The sequence below is a fragment of the Bacteroides cellulosilyticus genome, from assembly GCF_020091405.1.
GTDB lineage: Bacteria > Bacteroidota > Bacteroidia > Bacteroidales > Bacteroidaceae > Bacteroides.
Genome location: NZ_CP081903.1, coordinates 5,151,454 through 5,171,323, shown reverse-complemented (window position 1 = coordinate 5,171,323; position 19,870 = coordinate 5,151,454). Strand labels below are relative to the sequence as shown.

At 43.1% G+C, this 19,870-nt stretch carries 15 protein-coding genes; 9 read left to right on the top strand and 6 right to left on the bottom strand.

Translation table 11 applies throughout. The annotated features are described in order from the left end of the window. Positions 1-405: 405 nt before the first annotated feature. The 4 genes from K6V21_RS19515 (at position 406) to xylE (ending at position 5,707) form a co-directional block, all read left to right on the top strand. Complete coding sequence (locus K6V21_RS19515) at positions 406-1,137, top strand: NUDIX hydrolase (RefSeq protein ID WP_118464887.1); 732 nt, start codon at positions 406-408, stop codon at positions 1,135-1,137. A gap of 98 nt (positions 1,138-1,235) precedes the next feature. Beyond that, positions 1,236-2,726, top strand: coding sequence for a xylulokinase (locus K6V21_RS19510; protein ID WP_044271095.1), 1,491 nt, complete (start codon positions 1,236-1,238; stop codon positions 2,724-2,726). Between the two features lie 93 nt (positions 2,727-2,819). Continuing rightward, complete coding sequence (gene xylA / locus K6V21_RS19505) at positions 2,820-4,136, top strand: xylose isomerase (protein ID WP_007214097.1); 1,317 nt, start codon at positions 2,820-2,822, stop codon at positions 4,134-4,136. A 119-nt stretch (positions 4,137-4,255) separates the two neighbouring features. Further along, positions 4,256-5,707 carry a D-xylose transporter XylE gene (gene xylE / locus K6V21_RS19500; RefSeq protein WP_224319596.1) on the top strand — a complete coding sequence of 484 codons (1,452 nt, stop codon included), beginning with the start codon at positions 4,256-4,258 and terminating at the stop codon, positions 5,705-5,707. Between the two features lie 97 nt (positions 5,708-5,804). Here the strand turns inward: xylE and K6V21_RS19495 are convergent, their stop codons facing one another. Further along, complete coding sequence (locus K6V21_RS19495) at positions 5,805-9,080, bottom strand: TonB-dependent receptor domain-containing protein (RefSeq protein ID WP_224319595.1); 3,276 nt, start codon at positions 9,078-9,080, stop codon at positions 5,805-5,807. A 219-nt stretch (positions 9,081-9,299) separates the two neighbouring features. Between K6V21_RS19495 and K6V21_RS19490 the strand changes: the two genes are divergently transcribed. Next, positions 9,300-10,832: a carbon-nitrogen hydrolase family protein gene (locus K6V21_RS19490; protein ID WP_195739224.1), complete on the top strand. Its 1,533-nt coding sequence runs from the start codon at positions 9,300-9,302 to the stop codon at positions 10,830-10,832. A 10-nt stretch (positions 10,833-10,842) separates the two neighbouring features. Here the strand turns inward: K6V21_RS19490 and K6V21_RS19485 are convergent, their stop codons facing one another. The 5 genes from K6V21_RS19485 to K6V21_RS19465 all read right to left on the bottom strand — a co-directional run bounded on the left by K6V21_RS19485 (position 10,843) and on the right by K6V21_RS19465 (position 14,188). Next, entirely contained in the window at positions 10,843-11,133 is a 291-nt protein-coding gene (locus K6V21_RS19485) for a type II toxin-antitoxin system RelE/ParE family toxin (RefSeq protein WP_217714001.1), read from the bottom strand. Then, positions 11,115-11,486, bottom strand: coding sequence for a hypothetical protein (locus K6V21_RS19480; protein ID WP_224319594.1), 372 nt, complete (start codon positions 11,484-11,486; stop codon positions 11,115-11,117). The genes K6V21_RS19485 and K6V21_RS19480 overlap by 19 nt, the downstream gene beginning before the upstream one ends. Before the next feature lie 67 nt (positions 11,487-11,553). Continuing rightward, positions 11,554-12,255, bottom strand: a complete 702-nt coding sequence (locus K6V21_RS19475) for an SIMPL domain-containing protein (protein WP_217714002.1) — start codon at positions 12,253-12,255, stop codon at positions 11,554-11,556. A 129-nt stretch (positions 12,256-12,384) separates the two neighbouring features. Beyond that, a complete protein-coding gene (locus K6V21_RS19470; protein WP_007662720.1) occupies positions 12,385-12,942 on the bottom strand; it encodes a hypothetical protein in 558 nt (185 codons plus the stop codon). A gap of 688 nt (positions 12,943-13,630) precedes the next feature. After that, entirely contained in the window at positions 13,631-14,188 is a 558-nt protein-coding gene (locus K6V21_RS19465) for an NAD(P)H-dependent oxidoreductase (protein ID WP_118437482.1), read from the bottom strand. Positions 14,189-14,374: 186 nt separating this feature from the next. Between K6V21_RS19465 and ileS the strand changes: the two genes are divergently transcribed. Genes ileS through K6V21_RS19445 form a run of 4 tightly spaced genes read left to right on the top strand, consistent with a single transcriptional unit; the run spans position 14,375 to position 19,869 of the window. Beyond that, entirely contained in the window at positions 14,375-17,800 is a 3,426-nt protein-coding gene (gene ileS, locus K6V21_RS19460; RefSeq protein WP_224319593.1) for an isoleucine--tRNA ligase, read from the top strand. 28 nt (positions 17,801-17,828) lie between these two features. Next, positions 17,829-18,209 (top strand): TraR/DksA family transcriptional regulator, encoded by a 381-nt coding sequence (locus K6V21_RS19455; protein ID WP_007218473.1) that lies wholly within the window; start codon positions 17,829-17,831, stop codon positions 18,207-18,209. Positions 18,210-18,211: 2 nt separating this feature from the next. Further along, positions 18,212-18,886 carry a lipoprotein signal peptidase gene (locus tag K6V21_RS19450; protein WP_224319592.1) on the top strand — a complete coding sequence of 225 codons (675 nt, stop codon included), beginning with the start codon at positions 18,212-18,214 and terminating at the stop codon, positions 18,884-18,886. After that, positions 18,883-19,869, top strand: coding sequence for a DUF4296 domain-containing protein (locus tag K6V21_RS19445; protein WP_224319591.1), 987 nt, complete (start codon positions 18,883-18,885; stop codon positions 19,867-19,869). Before K6V21_RS19450 ends, K6V21_RS19445 begins: the two co-directional genes overlap by 4 nt. Position 19,870 lies beyond the last annotated feature (1 nt).

Here is a 19,870-nt window from a genome sequence, read left to right as displayed (position 1 = left end):
CAAGTCCGTACCTGCTCCGTGTCTATAGGATAAGTGCTGATACGGACTTGATACGGAGCAGGTACGGACTTGACACGGAGTTGATATAGAGTTGATATGGAGATACTACGGAGATGGCGTGTAAAAATACAATAAGAGCCCACATTTTTATTTCTTGCACAAGATACTAAAATCCTTAAGAATAAAGCACTTCACTCTTATTGTACTTCCTACAATTAGCTAATTCTACTGTTTATCAATAATACATATTGTATTTTCAACGATAAGGCTATGTTTTGATATTGTAATAAGTACGATATGTATTATATTGAAAAATAATGCTTTACAACATAATAAAAAATGAGTTTTACTTGCTTGTATATTCAAAAAACCTGTTTATATTTGCAGCGCTTAAACATGGATATTATGCAAAACATGGAACATAAAACCCCATTGGCAAACAATCATATCTCAGTAGACTGTGTAGTGATTGGCTTTGACGGAGAACAATTAAAGGTTCTGTTGATAAAACGTGTAGGTGAGGAGCAAGGTGAAATTTTTCACGACATGAAGCTTCCCGGAAGCCTGATCTATATGGATGAAGATCTGGATGAAGCTGCACAGCGTGTATTGAACGAACTGACAGGATTGAAGAACGTCAACCTGATGCAGTTCAAGGCATTCGGTTCCAAAAACCGGACGAAGGACCCGAAAGACATTCATTGGCTGGAACGGGCCATGGAATCGAAGGTGGAGCGTATCGTTACTATTGCTTACCTGTCATTGGTGAAGATAGACCGGGCACTGAGCCGGAATCTGGCTGATTTCGAAGCATATTGGGTGGCACTGCAAGATATTAAGGCATTGGCTTTCGACCATAATCTGATTATTAAAGAAGCATTGGTATATATCCGCCAGTACGTGGAGATTAATCCGTCGGCCTTGTTCGATCTGCTTCCCCGTAAGTTTACGGCATCACAACTGCGTACTTTATATGAATTAATATATGGCAAGCCTATTGATGTGCGGAACTTCCACAAGAAAATAGCGATGATGGAATACGTTGTTCCATTGGAGGAAAAACAACAGGGAGTTGCCCACCGTGCCGCACGCTATTATCGATTCGATAAGAAGATATATAATAAGGTAAGAAGATGAAGAGATTTATGATTCATCATAAGCGGAATAAATCATAGATCAAAGGGCATAAATTTCAAACAAAATAAATCATAAATCAAAAATCATAAATTAAAAGCATGTATTTATTAGGCTATGACATTGGAAGCTCGTCCGTAAAAGCGAGCCTGGTAAACGCCGAAACCGGCAAATGTGTATCTTCTGCTTTCTTTCCGAAGACAGAGGCGGCAATCATTGCAGTTAAACCGGGTTGGGCGGAACAAAATCCCGAAAGCTGGTGGGAAAATCTGAAGCTTGCCACACAGGCTGTCATGAATGAATCGGGTGCAAACGCAGGTGAAATCAAGGCAATCGGTATCTCTTATCAGATGCATGGATTGGTATGTGTGGACAAAGACCAGAATGTGCTGCGTCCTTCCATAATCTGGTGTGACTCGCGTGCTGTGCCTTACGGACAGAAAGCTTTCGAAACGCTGGGAGAAGAGAAATGTCTCTCACATCTGTTGAACTCTCCGGGTAACTTCACTGCCTCTAAACTGGCATGGATAAAGGAAAACGAACCGGCCATCTACGAACGGATTTATAAGATTATGTTGCCGGGTGATTACATCGCCATGAAGTTGAGCGGTGAAATCTGTACCACTGTTTCCGGACTTTCGGAAGGCATGTTCTGGGATTTCAAAAACAATCGTGTAGCCGACTTCCTGATGGATTATTATGGTTTCGATAACTCTCTGATTGCGGACATCAAACCCACATTCTCCGAACAAGGCCGTGTGAATGCTGCCGCAGCAAAAGAATTGGGATTAAAGGAAGGTACACCGATCACATATCGTGCAGGTGACCAACCGAATAACGCTCTTTCACTGAATGTATTCAATCCGGGAGAAATAGCTTCTACAGCAGGCACTTCGGGTGTTGTATATGGTGTGAACGGTGAAGTGAACTATGATCCGAAATCACGCGTAAATACATTCGCTCACGTAAACCATACGGACGAACAAACCCGTCTGGGTGTGTTGCTTTGCATCAATGGTACGGGTATTCTTAATTCTTGGGTGAAACGTACGATTGCTCCCGAAGGCATCTCTTACAATGAAATGAATGTACTGGCATCACAAGCTCCTATCGGTAGTGCAGGTATCAGTATTCTGCCCTTCGGTAACGGTGCGGAACGCATGCTCGAAAATAAAGAGATCAACTGCTCTATCCGTGGTTTGAACTTCAATCTGCATAGCAAGCAACACATTGTGCGTGCAGCTCAGGAAGGCATTGTATTCTCATTCAAGTATGGTATAGATATTATGGAAGGTATGGGCATCCCTGTACAGAAAATCCATGCAGGCCATGCAAATATGTTCCTTAGCTCCATCTTCCGCGATACGCTGGCAGGTGTGACGGGAGCTGTGATCGAACTGTACGATACGGATGGTTCGGTAGGTGCAGCCAAGGGAGCAGGTATCGGTGCAGGTATCTATAAAGATAATAACGAGGCATTCGCAACGCTGGAAAAACTGGATGTTATCGAGCCTAATCAGGCTAAGCGCCAGGAATATGCAGATGCTTATGCACGCTGGAAACATCGTTTGGAAAAATCAATGGCAAAATAATGCCAACTTAACTCTCCTCTGAAAACGAGGAGAATTAAAGTAATACAGTTAACAATAAAAACATAATTAACCCTTTAAAATTCAATTAAAATTATGGCAACAAAAGAGTATTTTCCCGGAATAGGAAAGATTAAATTCGAAGGTAAAGAGAGTATGAACCCGATGGCATATCGTTACTACGATGCTGAGAAGGTAATCATGGGTAAGAAGATGAAAGATTGGTTGAAGTTTGCTATGGCTTGGTGGCACACTCTCTGCGCAGAAGGTGGTGACCAATTCGGTGGCGGAACGAAACAATTCCCTTGGAATGGTGACTCTGACGCTTTGCAAGCAGCTAAAAATAAATTGGATGCAGGTTTCGAATTCATGCAGAAGATGGGTATCGAATACTATTGCTTCCACGATGTAGACCTGATTTCTGAAGGTGCAAGCATCGAAGAATATGAAGCTAATCTGAAAGCTATCGTAGCTTATGCAAAAGAAAAACAGGCTGAAACTGGTATCAAGCTGTTGTGGGGTACTGCTAACGTATTCGGCCATGCACGTTATATGAACGGTGCTGCTACCAATCCTGATTTCGACGTTGTAGCACGCGCTGCTGTTCAGATCAAAAACGCTATTGACGCTACTATCGAACTGGGTGGTTCAAACTATGTGTTCTGGGGCGGTCGCGAAGGTTACATGTCTTTGCTGAACACTGACCAGAAACGTGAAAAAGAACACCTTGCAAAGATGTTGACTATCGCTCGTGACTATGCACGTGCTCGTGGCTTCAAAGGTACTTTCCTGATTGAGCCGAAACCGATGGAACCGACAAAACATCAGTATGACGTAGATACTGAAACTGTTATCGGCTTCCTGAAAGCTCACGGTTTGGATAAGGATTTCAAAGTAAACATCGAGGTTAATCACGCAACTTTGGCTGGCCATACTTTCGAACACGAACTGGCTGTAGCTGTTGACAACGGCATGTTGGGTTCTATTGATGCTAACCGTGGTGACTACCAGAACGGTTGGGATACTGACCAATTCCCTATCGATAACTACGAACTAACTCAGGCTATGATGCAGATCATCCGCAACGGTGGTTTGGGCAATGGCGGTACTAACTTCGATGCTAAGACCCGTCGTAACTCTACCGACCTGGAAGATATCTTCATCGCTCACATTGCAGGTATGGATGCTATGGCACGTGCTCTGGAAAGTGCAGCTAAATTACTGGAAGAATCTCCTTATAAGAAAATGTTGGCTGACCGTTACGCATCATTCGACGGTGGCAAGGGTAAGGAATTCGAAGAAGGCAAATTGTCTTTGGAAGATGTTGTAGCTTATGCGAAAGCTAACGGCGAACCGAAGCAAACCAGCGGTAAGCAAGAATTGTATGAAGCAATCGTGAATATGTATTGCTAATATAATAAAGGTGGTAGGGTGATAGAGTGATAAGTGGTAAAGTGATATCACTCTATCACCCTTATCACTCTACCACCTTATCACTTTTTACTCATTTATCAACCTAATCTTTTTTTATCATGAATGATGCTAACAATGGTAGTAAACTCTACCTATATTCTATTACAACCGTTGCCATTTTGGGAGGCCTGCTGTTCGGTTACGATACGGCGGTAATCTCGGGCGCGGAGAAGGGTTTGGAAGCTTTCTTCCTGATGGCTACGGATTTCCAATATGACAAGGTGATGCACGGTATCACTTCTTCCAGCGCACTTATCGGCTGTGTGATCGGTGGTGCTCTTTCCGGTTTCTTCGCTTCCCGCCTGGGACGACGCAATTCGTTGAGACTGGCATCCGTGCTGTTCTTCCTGTCTGCATTGGGATCTTACTATCCCGAATTTTTATTCTTCAACTACGGTGAGCCAAACATGGAATTGCTCATCGCATTCAATTTGTATCGTGTATTGGGCGGTATTGGTGTAGGTCTTGCCTCTGCCGTATGTCCGATGTATATTGCAGAAATTGCGCCCTCTAACATTCGTGGAACACTGGTATCTTGTAACCAATTTGCCATTATCTTCGGTATGTTGGTGGTTTACTTCGTTAACTACCTGATTATGGGCGATCACACGAATCCTATTATCGATAAAAGCGCTGAAGGCATATTGTCTGTGAACGCCGCTTCGGATATGTGGAGCGTACAAACCGGCTGGCGTTATATGTTTGGTTCGGAAGCATTCCCGGCTGCATTATTTGGTTTCCTTCTTTTCTTCGTACCGAAGACCCCGCGTTATCTGGTGCTGGTACATCAGGACGAAAAGGCATACTCTATCCTGGAGAAGGTGAATGGTGCAAACAAAGCAAAAGAAATTCTGGCGGAAATCAAGGCTACTTCCAAGGAAAAGACAGAGAAACTATTCTCTTACGGTGTGGCAGTTATCGTTATCGGTATCATGCTTTCCGTATTCCAACAGGCTATTGGTATTAATGCAGTATTATACTATGCTCCGCGTATTTTCGAAAGTGCAGGTGCTGAAGGCGGTGGCATGATGCAAACTGTTATCATGGGTATTGTAAACATTGTATTTACGCTTGTAGCCATCTTTACTGTAGACCGTTTCGGACGCAAGCCGTTGCTGATTATCGGTTCTATTGGTATGGCGGTAGGTGCATTTGCAGTGGCAATGTGCGACAGCATGGGAATCAAAGGTATTCTTCCGGTATTTTCCGTAATTGTATACGCAGCTTTCTTTATGATGTCATGGGGACCGATTTGCTGGGTATTGATTTCTGAAATCTTCCCGAATACCATTCGTGGTAAAGCTGTGGCCATTGCGGTAGCTTTCCAATGGATATTCAATTATATTGTATCGTCCACGTTCCCGGCACTGTACGACTTCAGTCCGATGTTCGCATACAGCTTGTATGGCATCATCTGCGTTGCAGCCGCCTTCTTTGTTTGGCGTTGGGTACCCGAAACGAAGGGCAAGACTCTGGAAGACATGAGTAAACTTTGGAGAAAAAACAAATAAAATTCTCTCTCCTTTAATATCTTATAAATGCAAAAAGGTGCAACCGGTATGTTTAGGTTGCACCTTTTCTTTTTTGATAAATATAAGTTCGGAATCTTTAATTGAATACGTATCGCAGACCGATCTGAAGCTTCCAACATTCGCTGTAATTCAAGTTTCGGGTGAAGCTTTCAGTAGGATAACTACCGTCACTATCTTTGTACATAGAGAAAATAGGAGTGTTGCTCTCATCCTTACCCTTATAGGTCAGAATTCGTCCGCCATTAGCACCGGACATGTTTTTCGTTACACCCCATTTGCTGTTCAGCAAGTTACCTATATTCAGGATATCCAGGCTGAGTTGCAGCGTATTCTTAGTTTTGCCAATCTTCACGAAGAAGTCGCGACTCCAACGGAAATCAAAGCGGTGTACCCAGGGAGCACGTGCAGAATAAGCTTCGGCATATTCGCCTTTATGCTTCTTCAGATAAGGGTCTTGACTCACGAACTTCCAGAAAGCATCTGCATCTTCGGCACTCGTGAACTTGATTTCATCTTTAGTCTTCGGAATGTAAATAAGGTCATTGGTTACGCCATCGCCATTCATATCATTAGAGTACATAAAGCTATAGCCACTGGATGAATATCCGCTATAAAAGAGGCTGAAATTTGAAGATGTTTTCTTATTTAAGTGTACGCGCCAGTTGATGGAAGCAACTACACGGTTGGGAGTGACATATTGCGAACGCATGAGTCCCGAGCTGTTCGGTCCGTTGATGGATGGAACGTTTGTCCAGGCGGAGTTAGCATCCGAACCGGGCATACCACTGATTTCCTTTGATTCGGTATGAGTATAGGCTGCCATAATATTTACATTCTTGGCGGGTTCTGCCATTACGGTAATGTTACCTGTCCATCCCCAACCTTTAGAAGTGTTTGTTAATACATTCGCGCTACTAATATTCGTGTGTTGCAGGAAGTTTTCAGGATAGATGTAACGATCATCCGGTCCGTTAAAACGTGACCATGTATCTTTATCCGGAGCCTGCACGTTGTAGTTGTATTGGCGCACCGCATTGATATCCTTAGAGAACATTCCTTCCAGTGTAACCGTCAGCGGGAAAGATACAGACAGCTGGTAATCCAAAGCTAATGAGGTTTTCCAGACTTGCGGCATCTTGAAGTCCGGATCGATGCCCACTATGGAGCTTGGCAATACACCTTCTTCCGGACTGATGGTGGCAGGAAGTCCCAATGTGGAAATCATCTGGTTTACATCCGTTATCATAGTACCTTTCAGCAAATCCAGGCGGGGATTGCGACTGGTTACAACACCATCCTTATATCTGGTCGTAATACTTACCAGATTTTGAATCATACCCGAGTTGGTAGGCATATTGGTAAAGAACACCAAAGGAATACGTCCGGTGAAGAATCCTGATCCACCACGCACTTTTAATGTCTTATCATTGAACACATCCCAGGTGAAACCTACACGCGGTGAGAATTGCAGTTTGCTATCGGGCCATGCACCCGTATCAATATGCATACCGTTGAAGTCCAGATTATAGATAGCCTGATTACGCATAATATCATTCAGGAAACTGAGATTATCCATACGTATACCGGCAGTCAATTTAAAGTTATCGCGTATGTTCCATTCATCTTGCAGATAAACACCCAACTGACCGAATTTCACGTCCGCAGAAGGTTTTGTATTACCATTGTACCCATAAGCCAAGGCAAACGATTCGGGTGCAGCTCCATTTTTGAAATCCTCGAAGCTGGAATAACGATAATATCCGGTTCCGTTGCGCATGTATGAGTTTCCGGCTTTCTGACGTTCGTAGCTGATACCTGCCGTTAATTTATGAGCTCCCAGGTAATAGGTGAAGTTATCCACAATAGTCATAACCGTATTTTTCACCAGGTTGTTATAGGTAAACAATTCGTAACCGGCAGTCATGTAAGGCTCTAATATCTGATTACCGTTTTCGTAGTATCCGGCCATAATATCAATGAAAGGGAAGGGGCTGGAGTTCGTATCGCGTTCATCTTTCATGTCACTGTATGTAAACAACAGCTGATTGGAAACGTTGGAAGAGAAACGGCTGTTCAATTCGGCAGTAGCCGAGTTTACAATGTTCTGCAAAGAATAGCAAGAGTTTGCATAAGACATGGAGTAGGCCGAAACACGGTTGTATGCCAAACGATACCCGGTATTTCCCGAACTGCCATTGGGTGCGTTCCAGGTTTTATTATTGGTAAAGTTATAGCGTACGCTCAACTTATTTCCCTGATTGATATTCCAGTCAATACGACCCAATAATTTCAGGTTGGTGACATCGGCTGGGAAATCTGTGAACGAACCGGTATTGTATCCGTATTTGTCTTTCAGAATCTGGGAGAATTCCGCCAGATCTGCTTCCGTAGTGCGTGAAATAGTGGAGTTATTCGGGTCTTCTCCTTCTCTTGCCGCACGCCATGTAATTACTTGCTGCGGACTCTTTTCATACTCTACATTTGCAAAGAAGAACAGCTTGTCTTTAATGATAGGACCGCCCAATGTAGCACCGTAAACAGTCTTGGACTCTTCGGCACGCACACCGAAATCAGTATCGCCAATTTTGTTACCGCGCATCACTTCATTGTTGAAGTACATATAAGCGCTACCTCTGTAAGCGTTTGTACCCGATTTCGTAATGGCATTGATACCTGCACCGATAAAGTTTGCCTGACGTACATCGTATGGGGCAATCACTACCTGCACTTCATCAATGGCATCCAGCGAAATAGGATTTCCACCTCCGGGCAAATCAGACGACAGACCGAAGTTGTTATTCATATTCGCACCGTCTACCGTGAACGTATTGGAACGTCCGTCACGGCCGCCAAAGGAGTTTCCTGAAGCATACGGGGAAATGCGGGTAAAGTCGCTGATACTGCGGTTAATGCTGGGCAATGTGGTGAGCTGTTCAGAAGAAATATTGGTAGTAGCTCCCGTTTTTTCAGCACTGAACTTTGACTTACTGGCCGTAATAGTGATTTCTCCCAATAATTCCGAAGCTTCGTGCAGGGTTACATTCAATGAATAAGTTTCACCCAGTTGCAGCTGGATACCTGTATAGATTGCCGTTTGATAACCGATGTAAGATACCGTCACCTTGTAAGGACCACCGGAGCGCATACCTTGCAGACTGAAACGTCCGTCTACATTGGTAACAGTACCGTAACTGGTTCCGGAAGGTTCGTGTACGGCTACAACCGTAGCGCCGATGACAGATTCTTCGTCAGCCATCACTTTACCACTCATTCCGGCAGTAGTTACCTGTGCCTTGAGCATTCCTGTAAGGGAAAACAAAAGCACAACCAGGAATAACATCTTTTTAGCCATGATTTTTAAAATTTAAGTAAGAAATAAACTGAAAGTTGTAGAAAACGATGCAAAAGTATAAAAAAAGCAAAATACTCTTATTCCTAAAGTGTTAAATCCTCATTTCTTTTTTTATTGCAAAATCAGTCTCTCACAAAAATGTGCATTCCGGGAGACAATGTATAAGTTTAAACCGTACCTTTGCAGCGGATTTAACTTTTGGTATAAAAAAGAGACATTATGGACTCATTGAAAATCAACAAAGTACAGTTGCGTAATTTACAGATAGAAGACTACGAGCAACTGGCGCAGTCATTCACCCGTGTATATACGGATGGCAGCGATGTGTTTTGGACACACAAACAAATTGAAAAACTCATCCGAATTTTCCCCGAAGGACAGATTGTAACCGTGGTAGACGAAAAGATTGTCGGCTGCGCCCTTTCCATCATTGTGAATTACGATGATGTGAAGAACGATCATACTTACGCACAGGTGACGGGTAAAGAAACCTTCAATACCCATAACCCTAAAGGCAATATATTATATGGTATTGAAGTCTTTATTCATCCCCAATACCGTGGACTTCGCCTGGCACGCCGTATGTACGAATACCGCAAGGAGCTTTGCGAAACTCTGAACCTGAAAGCTATTATGTTCGGCGGGCGTATTCCCAACTATTATAAGTATTCGGATCAGATTCGTCCGAAAGAGTATATAGATAAGGTAAAGCAGAAAGAAATATTCGATCCTGTATTGACCTTTCAACTTTCCAATGACTTCCACGTACGCAAGGTGATGCGCAATTATCTGCCGAATGACGAGGAATCCAGGCATTATGCTTGTCTGTTGCAATGGGATAACATTTACTATCAGGAACCCACAGAAGAATATATTGCACCGAAAACAACCGTGCGCGTAGGATTGGTGCAGTGGCAGATGCGTAGTTATCAAACACTGGATGACCTGTTTGAACAGGTAGAATTCTTTGTGGATGCCGTATCCGATTATAAGAGTGACTTCATTCTTTTCCCCGAATACTTCAATGCTCCGCTGATGGCAAAATTCAATAATGAAGGGGAGTCACAGGCCATTCGCGGACTGGCGGCTTATACAGAGGAAATTAGAGAACGATTTGTAAAGTTGGCTATCAGTTACAACATCAATATCATTACAGGTAGCATGCCGCTCATTAAAGAGGATGGACTTTTGTATAATGTAGGTTTCCTTTGTCGCCGCGATGGTAGTTTTGAGATGTATGAGAAGTTGCACGTCACACCCGATGAAATAAAAAGCTGGGGATTAAGTGGCGGAAAGGCTTTGCAGACATTTGATACGGACTGTGCTAAGATCGGCGTACTGATTTGCTATGATGTGGAATTTCCGGAATTATCCCGTATTATGGCAGACCAGGGTATGCAGATTTTATTCGTTCCTTTCCTGACGGATACGCAAAATGCTTACTCACGTGTAAAGGTATGCGCCCATGCCCGTGCCATCGAAAATGAATGCTTCGTTGTCATTGCCGGTAGTGTAGGCAATCTTCCGCGTGTGCACAATATGGATATTCAGTATGCACAGTCAGGTGTATTTACTCCCTGCGACTTTGCATTCCCGACGGATGGCAAGCGTGCAGAAGCCACACCGAATACAGAAATGATACTGGTATCCGATGTGGATCTGGATTTATTGAATGAATTGCATACTTACGGCAGTGTGCGTAATCTGAAAGACAGGAGAAACGACTTGTATGAGGTAAGGATGAAAAAATAAAACAATCGGATTATTTATTCATTTTATTAAAACGTAGCCTGACAATATGTATTTCCGTATTATTGTACCAATAATAAATTCTACATAGAGGATGAGATAGAATAGACCTATATTCCTTGTCTTTTCCACGTTTTTCGAGCTGGCCAACAGTGGGCATTAATAAAATCTTGTGCATCGCTTCATCTACATTCTTTGCAAAGGTGACAGCGAATTGTATTCCCAGATTTGCAGCATACCAATATGCAGTCTTTTGAAATACGGCAAGTGCCCGCTTTGTCCAGATTACTTTAAGTTCAGCCATAAATTGAAAGCGGCTTTTACTTCTTCATCAGTAGCAATACCGCTTGCTTCTGACTGTTTTGATTCTTTTTCAAATTCCTCATCAGTATATTGGCAGGGTATAGGTTTGCCTATCAGAAAATTCTCTTTTTCAAGTTCTTCTGCAAATTCCCTGTCAAGATGTGTATATGCAAATTCTTTGGCACGTTGATAACGCTCCTCAAAGCTTTCCTCATCTTTATCGAGCATGCTGCTGATTTTAGACAATAGCACGGCATCGTCCATTTGTTCTATTCTGTCTTTTATGTGATTGCGCAAGGCATTCAGCATCGGACGGCTATAGTAAGTTACAGCTGGCTCTTTTACTTTTCCCATAACATAACGTTTTGTACAAAGTTACACTTTAATGCTACAGTAACAAAAGAAATAAATCTTTTTATTTCTACTTTATCTCGAATCTCACCAGCATCGAATAATTCAGTTTTATCGTACGGAAAGCATCGTAAGCTTCTGACTGTGATGAACTCACATTGCTCTGAGCTGCAAAATACCGGGGATAACCTGCACTTTCCTGCGGTTCGACAATGCGGATGACATCTCCCAAGCGTTTGCCTAATGCTTCCACCAAATATCCTGCTTTCTTTTGTGCTGCTTTCAGTGCCTCTATCTTACCTTGTTGCCGATAAACCTGCATATCTTTACTCTTCAGTTCTCCGATGCGCATGTAACTGATTCCTTTCGTATCAATAACCTTTAGAATCTCATCAATCTGACTAAAATCGGTCAACGTAATATCAAACCGTTTAGATACCAGGAATTCAAATCCGCGTTCACGCCAATAATCACCTACCTCTTGTGTACGGATGGCGTCTTCCGGAATCCCAATCTTTCGCAAGGCAGCTCTTAAATTTCTCTCTATTCCGATCAATGGCACTTTAGTCCGATAATTCTCCGGTTTGGACTTTCCGTCAAATTCCTCTTCCCAATATTCTTTAATCTCGATAAGATAATGAATCTCGTCGGGTACAAGGGTTATTTCCGAAGTTCCGGTTACTTCAATATACTTCGCATTATCACTGTCCTGACTGAATGCAGTGCTGCACACCAATAGAAATACGGCAAATAATAAAAATCTAGTTTTCATAATAGTATGTTCTTTAGAGAATTATGTTTGCAATGATACAAAAAAAAGAGGATATTGTGATAATCATCTACTCTCATTTTAAGAATTCATACAAGAATTGCGACATCCTGAGACAACAGCAGAGTATTTTTAGTTCTTATTTTTAATTGCCCATTCTTTTTCGATAGCTTGGCGAATCATTTCCAGATTATCCCAATTCCTGCCACCGGAAGCGTGCCAACGATTATTAGTAGGATTACAACGGCTATTATAAGCCATGTGCGGATTTCCGAAAATGACGACAACACGTACATGCCAACGCATACACATATCATCCGCTACAAATTGTCGCTTATTGCACAGAATTATTTTCCAGCGATTTTCCTTTGCCAGTCGCATCAATACATTTTGCTGTTCTTGCGGAGTAAGAGCTGTGTTGATGTAATGCAGTTTGAGCGTATTCTTCTTATTCCAATAAGTGATGTAAATGACCGCAACAGAGACGGCAGGAAACAATACGGAAAACCATAAAAACTCCGTTTCTATAATCTCCCCCTTGAGCCTTGCCATCAATGGCATTAGCAGTACGATAGCAGAAGCAAACAAGAGAATAAAAAGATTCTCTTTAGGATAATAATCCTTTTTCTCCTGATTCGTCAGTTCTATCCGGCGGTTCTTTAGTGTTCGTTCTAGTAATTCCTGATTCATATCGGGTTCTTTGATTTACAAAGTTACGGATATGACAGGGAAAGGACAAATTTCAATCAGAAAAAGATTATAACTGGAACTTGTTTTTACCATGAACGAGGTAAACTGACGTTAATAAATAAACGACTAATGTTCTCTTGAAAAAACTTTTTCTTTTTTCCTACGCATTTCTTAATTAAATGATTTCTTTTAGAGGAATGAATTAAGTCCATAAAAAGCTCTGAAATCATGACAACTAAAATAACTCATTAATAACCGCAAACAACGTTTTTAAAGAATAATCAGAACGTTTTTTTTAAGAACGTATCCAATGTTTATTAACAGCACAGAAATATGCTTTCAATCCCAATTTGAATATAAATCAACAAAAAAGGTGGCAAATCCTTGTGAGGAAATACCACCTTATCTTCTTTTTTGCCTATTATTATTCCAAATACCGAACATCTGAAATAACTATAATCTATTTGATTTGCTAACGAGTAAACCACCCATAGTTATCCGGCATACAGCCTGTCTTACATAAAATATCTGTCAAATTAGTGCACCATTTAAAAGTTTCCGAAAAAGAAAGAATAACTTTTGCCATTTCACCAAGGGTTTAGGTTTATAATAAAACTCAGCTTAAAACTTCTACAAAGATACGACATCGTAAAGGCAAAATCAAGTGTTTTGACTGATACTTTACGCTTTACCAGCTATCTTCCGATTTATCTTTCCCGATAAGTGCCATCACCCGCTTTTTATAAAGATCCGCTGCCAGGGCAATATTCTTTTCCGCATCGGGTGTTCCCATACCATACACCACGAAAGGAGTCTGCCATACCATCCCTGCATGCACAGCACCACCCTGATAAGGACGCAAAAGTTCATCCACCGTGAAGCGATTTCTTCCTCCACTTCGGTACGCATCAAATTCAGAACCGGTAGTGGTAACAACCAACAAAGGTTTACCGGCTACTGCCGGAGTTTTTGCCAAATAGGTAAATATCCCGTCCTGCCATTTCTTTAATAAAGATGGTGCCGACATCCAATAAAATGGGAACTGATATACCACTGCATTGGCATGAGATATAATCCGGCTCCATGCATCCATATTGAGGATATCCTCATCCGGCATCTCGTATAAATTAAAAACAGCCACATCTTCTATATCCTTTATGGCATCAAACAGGGCTTTATTGGCTTGTGAGTTTTCCATGTTGGGGTGTGCCAGGAGCACCACAACCTTTTTTAGATCTTTGTCCATACTATTGTTTTAGATGTTTTGGTGAATAATCAATTACGACAGGCAAAAATAGTTTTTTTCTATTCAATAATATCTTTTCTCTAACTTTTTTGTAACTTTGCACCCTTAAAATAAGGAGGGTCGCTTTAGCACGTCTCAAAGTACCCCCTTGATCGTTAAATTGTAAATAGTTAAATTGCAAATAAGATGGGTAAGAAGTTTGCCGAATATTCGCAGTTCGACCTCTCAAAGGTAAACGCGGAAGTGTTGAAGAAATGGGACGAGAACCAGGTTTTCGCCAAGAGTATGACAGAACGTGAAGGCTGTCCTTCTTTCGTTTTTTATGAAGGACCGCCCTCTGCCAACGGTATGCCGGGCATTCACCACGTAATGGCTCGCTCCATCAAAGATATTTTCTGCCGTTACAAAACCATGAAAGGTTTCCTGGTGAAACGTAAAGCCGGATGGGACACACACGGACTTCCTGTGGAACTGGGTGTGGAAAAAGCAATGGGCATCACCAAGGAAGATATCGGTAAAACGATCTCCGTAGCCGACTATAACGCTGCCTGCCGCAAAGATGTGATGAAGTTCACCAAAGAATGGGAAGATCTGACTCACAAGATGGGGTATTGGGTAGACATGACCGATCCTTATATCACCTACGACAACCGCTACATCGAAACATTGTGGTGGCTGTTGAAGCAACTCTATACAAAAGGGTATCTTTATAAAGGATACACCATACAGCCGTATTCTCCCGCTGCCGGAACAGGACTGAGCTCACACGAATTGAACCAGCCCGGTTGCTACCGCGACGTGAAGGATGTGACCTGCGTGGCACAGTTTAAGATGAAGAACCCGAAGCCGGAAATGGCAGAGTGGGGAACTCCGTATTTCATTGCATGGACCACCACTCCGTGGACATTACCTTCGAATACTGCGCTTTGCGTAGGCCCGAAGATAGACTATGTAGCCGTACAAAGCTACAACGGATACACCGGAGAGAAAATCACCGTTGTACTTGCCAAAGCTTTGCTCTACACGCATTTCAATAAGAAAGCGGAAGACATTGCTCTGGAAGATTACAAACCGGGAGACAAACTGATACCGTTCAAAGTTATAGGAGAATATAAAGGTCCGGAACTTGTAGGTATGGAATATGAACAACTGATACCTTGGGTGAATCCGGGTGAAGGTGCATTCCGCGTAATCTTAGGTGACTATGTGACTACGGAAGACGGTACAGGTATCGTACATATCGCTCCGACATTCGGTGCGGACGATGCCCAGGTAGCAAAAGCTGCCGGTGTTCCGCCGTTGCAACTCATCAATAAAAAAGGCGAACTCCGCCCGATGGTGGACCTGACCGGTAAGTTCTATAAATTGGACGAACTGGACGAGAACTTCGTGAAAGAGCGCGTAAACGTAGATTTATATAAGGAATATGCAGGCCGTTTCGTGAAGAACGATTACGATCCGAATCTGACAGATCAGGACGAAAGTCTGGACGTAAGTCTCTGCATGATGATGAAAGCCAATAACCAAGCGTTCAAGATAGAGAAGCATGTGCACAATTATCCGCACTGCTGGCGTACGGACAAACCGGTATTGTATTATCCGTTGGATAGCTGGTTCATCCGCTCTACCGCTTGCAAAGACCGCATGATTGAGCTGAATAAGACGATCAACTGGAAACCGGAAAGCACCGGTACGGGACGTTTTGGCAAGTGGCTGGAAAATCTGAATGACTGGAACTTGAGCCGTTCACGTTACTGGGGTACTCCGCTGCCTATCTGGCGCACGGAAGACAACAGCGAGGAAATCTGCATCGGTTCGGTTGAAGAGCTTTATAATGAAATAGAGAAATCCGTAGCTGCCGGATTCATGAAGTCCAATCCTTATAAGGATAAAGGTTTCGTACCCGGAGAGTACAATGGAGAAAATTATGATAAGATAGACTTGCACCGTCCATATGTGGATGACATCATCCTCGTATCCAAAGACGGCAAGCCCATGAAGCGTGAAGCGGACCTGATAGACGTATGGTTCGATTCCGGAGCCATGCCGTATGCACAAATCCACTATCCGTTCGAGAACAAAGAACTGCTGGATAGCCATCAGGTTTACCCTGCCGACTTTATCGCCGAAGGTGTGGATCAGACTCGCGGTTGGTTCTTTACACTCCATGCAATCGCTTCAATGGTATTCGATACCATCTCTTACAAGGCTGTTATCTCTAACGGATTGGTACTTGACAAGAATGGTAACAAGATGTCCAAACGTCTGGGCAATGGCGTAGATCCCTTTTCGACTATCGAGAAATACGGATCCGACCCCTTGCGCTGGTATATGATCACCAACTCTTCTCCGTGGGATAACCTGAAATTCGACGTAGACGGCATCGAGGAAGTTCGTCGTAAATTCTTCGGTACCTTATATAATACATATTCTTTCTTCTCCCTCTACGCCAATGTGGACGGATTTGAATACAAGGAAGCTGACGTGCCGATGGCTGAACGTCCTGAAATCGACCGTTGGATACTCTCTGTACTGAATACACTGGTGAAAGAAGTGGATACTTGCTACAGCGAATACGAGCCGACAAAGGCCGGACGTCTGATATCCGACTTCGTAAACGACAACCTCTCCAACTGGTACGTTCGTCTGAACCGTAAACGTTTCTGGGGTGGTGAATTTACGCAGGATAAGTTATCTGCATACCAGACTCTGTACACTTGTCTGGAAACCGTTGCCAAACTGATGTCGCCCATCGCTCCGTTCTATGCCGACAAGCTCTATATGGACTTGGTTACCGCAACAGGACGCGACAACGTGGTATCCGTACACTTGGCTAAATTCCCCGAATATAACGAGGAAATGATAGACAGAGAACTGGAAGCCCGTATGCAAATGGCACAGGACGTAACTTCTATGGTATTGGCTTTGCGCCGCAAGGTGAACATCAAAGTACGCCAGCCGCTGCAATGTATCATGATACCGGTAGTAGACGAGGAACAACGTGCCCACATCGAAGCAGTAAAAGCTCTTATCATGAGCGAAGTGAACGTGAAGGATATCAAGTTCGTAGACGGTGCCGCCGGTGTGTTGGTGAAGAAAGTGAAATGTGACTTCAAGAAGATGGGACCGAAATTCGGCAAACAGATGAAAGCCGTAGCTGCCGCTGTAGCAGAAATGTCACAGGAAGCTATCGCCGAACTGGAAAAGAACGGTTCTTATACTTTGCAACTGGATGGTGCGGATGTGGTTGTGGAAGCCGCTGACGTAGAAATCTTCAGTGAAGACATTCCGGGATGGCTGGTTGCCAACGAAGGAAAGCTGACTGTTGCCCTGGATGTAACCGTTACAGAAGAACTTCGCCAGGAAGGCGTTGCCCGTGAGCTGGTTAACCGTATTCAGAATATCCGCAAGTCAAGCGGTTTGGAGATAACGGACAAAATAAAGATTACATTATCAAAAAATCAGCAAACAGATGATGCGGTAAACGAATATAAAGACTATATTTGTAACCAGGTTTTAGGAACCTCACTGACGCTGACCGATGAGGTGGAAAACGGCACGGAACTTAACTTTGACGATTTCTCCCTGTACGTAAGCGTTGTAAAAGAATAATAATACTAACGATTTAACACGTAAAGTTATGGCAGAAAAAACAAGATACTCGGATGCTGAATTGGAAGAATTCCGCGCCATTATTAATGAGAAGTTAGAATTGGCACAACGCGATTACGAATTGCTGAAAGCCAGTTTAACCGGAGCCGATGGTAATGATACCGACGATACGTCTCCTACGTACAAAGTTTTGGAAGAAGGTGCCAACACCTTGTCCAAAGAAGAAACGACACGCCTGGCTCAACGTCAGTTGAAGTTTATCCAGGGTTTGCAAGCCGCACTGGTACGCATTGAGAATAAAACGTATGGTATTTGCCGTGAAACAGGTAAGTTGATTCCTGCCGAACGTTTGCGCGCTGTGCCCCATGCTACACTGAGCATTGAGGCCAAAAATAACGGTAAGAAGTAAGGATGAACAAATACCTCACGAAAGGTCGCATTGCGCTGCTCGTTATTTTCTCGGTATTAATTGCTGACCAGATAATCAAGATCTATGTCAAGACTCACATGTATTGGCATCAGAGCGAAAACGCCATAAAATGGCTTTATGAGAAGCTGGGCATGGTAGATACAGAACCGCCTACATGGTTTTATATTTACTTTACCGAGAATAACGGTATGGCGTTCGGTATGGAGATATTCGGTAAGTTATTCCTTACCTTGTTCCGTATTGTTGCCGTAGGAGCGATAGGGTGGTATTTAACGAGAATAATCAAGCAGGGCTTGAAGACAGGCTATATCGTATGCGTATCTCTGATTCTTACGGGAGCGTTGGGTAACATCATCGATAGTGTATTCTACGGTGTGTTGTTCAATGAGAGTACGCATTCGCAGATAGCTTCATTCCTGCCGGAAGGCGGAGGATATGCTCCTTTGTTCTACGGAAAGGTGGTGGATATGTTCTATTTCCCTATCATTGATACGAACTGGCCTCAATGGATGCCGTTGGTAGGTGGGGATCATTTCATATTCTTCAGCCCGATATTTAATCTTGCCGATGCCGCTATCAGTTGTGGTATTATTGCCCTGTTATTATTTTACAGCAAATATTTGAATGACTCTTATCATGCAATAAAGAAATCATGAAAGGTCTGCGTCGAATTCAATGGTTTAGCATATTCCTGTTAGCATCTTGTTTGACAGCCTGTCAGGTGAAAAGACCGAAGGTGGTTCTATCGGATGCTAAGATGGAAAATGTGCTTTATGACTACCATATAGCAAAGGCTATGGGGGAAGAAGTCCCTTATACCGATGGCTATAAAAGGGTGTTGTACATTGAATCGGTGTTTAAAAAGCACGGAATTACGCAAGCCGAATTTGATTCCTCAATGGTTTGGTTCACGCGTAATCCGGAAGTACTCACCAAGATCTATGAGAAAGTAAACGCAAGGCTGAAAGCGGAACGGGATGTTGTCAATAATTTAATCGCTATACGTGACAATAAGCCGAAGGAAAGTCTTCCGGGTGATAGTATTGATGTATGGGCATGGCAACGTATCTATCAGCTGACAGGTATGCCGATGGACAACAAGATAACTTTCGTCTTACCCTCAGATACTAACTTTAAAGACCGCGATACTTTGCGATGGAACGTACGTTTCCGCTTCCATAACGGTGCGCCTGATTCCCTATATGCTCCTGTCATGGCTATGCAGATTGTCTATAAGGACAGCATCATCAGCGATATTCAGAAAGTATACAAATCGGGTATGGAAACAGTTTCCCTCTTTGCCGATACGCTGGGAGAAATCCGTGAGATACGTGGATATATCTATTATCCCGCAGCACAAGCTACCCGCACATTACTGACCGACCGCATTTCGCTGATGCGTTATCATGCTACGGATACACTGTCGTTTGCTAAGAATGATTCTATTCAGGAAGATTCTGTTAAGACAGAGAAAATAGAACCTCAGGAACTCAAGAAAGAGGAACTCAAACCTGTGGAAGAGAAGATAAACGACAATCCGCGCAGGCGTGATGCTGCCCGTCCTCGTCCGTCTTCAGAACCCACACTGAAGAAGGCGGACAAGCCGGAACGCCTTCAAATCCGTAAAGATAAGCTCTGAT

Bases quoted from the DNA above. Each gene is read 5' to 3' on its own strand.
- K6V21_RS19515 (WP_118464887.1), top strand. From the start codon at position 406: ATGCAAAACATGGAACATAAAACCCCATTGGCAAACAATCATATCTCA.
- K6V21_RS19510 (WP_044271095.1), top strand. From the start codon at position 1,236: ATGTATTTATTAGGCTATGACATTGGAAGCTCGTCCGTAAAAGCGAGC.
- xylA (WP_007214097.1), top strand. From the start codon at position 2,820: ATGGCAACAAAAGAGTATTTTCCCGGAATAGGAAAGATTAAATTCGAA.
- xylE (WP_224319596.1), top strand. From the start codon at position 4,256: ATGAATGATGCTAACAATGGTAGTAAACTCTACCTATATTCTATTACA.
- K6V21_RS19495 (WP_224319595.1), bottom strand. From the start codon at position 9,080: ATGGCTAAAAAGATGTTATTCCTGGTTGTGCTTTTGTTTTCCCTTACA.
- K6V21_RS19490 (WP_195739224.1), top strand. From the start codon at position 9,300: ATGGACTCATTGAAAATCAACAAAGTACAGTTGCGTAATTTACAGATA.
- K6V21_RS19485 (WP_217714001.1), bottom strand. From the start codon at position 11,133: ATGGCTGAACTTAAAGTAATCTGGACAAAGCGGGCACTTGCCGTATTT.
- K6V21_RS19480 (WP_224319594.1), bottom strand. From the start codon at position 11,486: ATGGGAAAAGTAAAAGAGCCAGCTGTAACTTACTATAGCCGTCCGATG.
- K6V21_RS19475 (WP_217714002.1), bottom strand. From the start codon at position 12,255: ATGAAAACTAGATTTTTATTATTTGCCGTATTTCTATTGGTGTGCAGC.
- K6V21_RS19470 (WP_007662720.1), bottom strand. From the start codon at position 12,942: ATGAATCAGGAATTACTAGAACGAACACTAAAGAACCGCCGGATAGAA.
- K6V21_RS19465 (WP_118437482.1), bottom strand. From the start codon at position 14,188: ATGGACAAAGATCTAAAAAAGGTTGTGGTGCTCCTGGCACACCCCAAC.
- ileS (WP_224319593.1), top strand. From the start codon at position 14,375: ATGGGTAAGAAGTTTGCCGAATATTCGCAGTTCGACCTCTCAAAGGTA.
- K6V21_RS19455 (WP_007218473.1), top strand. From the start codon at position 17,829: ATGGCAGAAAAAACAAGATACTCGGATGCTGAATTGGAAGAATTCCGC.
- K6V21_RS19450 (WP_224319592.1), top strand. From the start codon at position 18,212: ATGAACAAATACCTCACGAAAGGTCGCATTGCGCTGCTCGTTATTTTC.
- K6V21_RS19445 (WP_224319591.1), top strand. From the start codon at position 18,883: ATGAAAGGTCTGCGTCGAATTCAATGGTTTAGCATATTCCTGTTAGCA.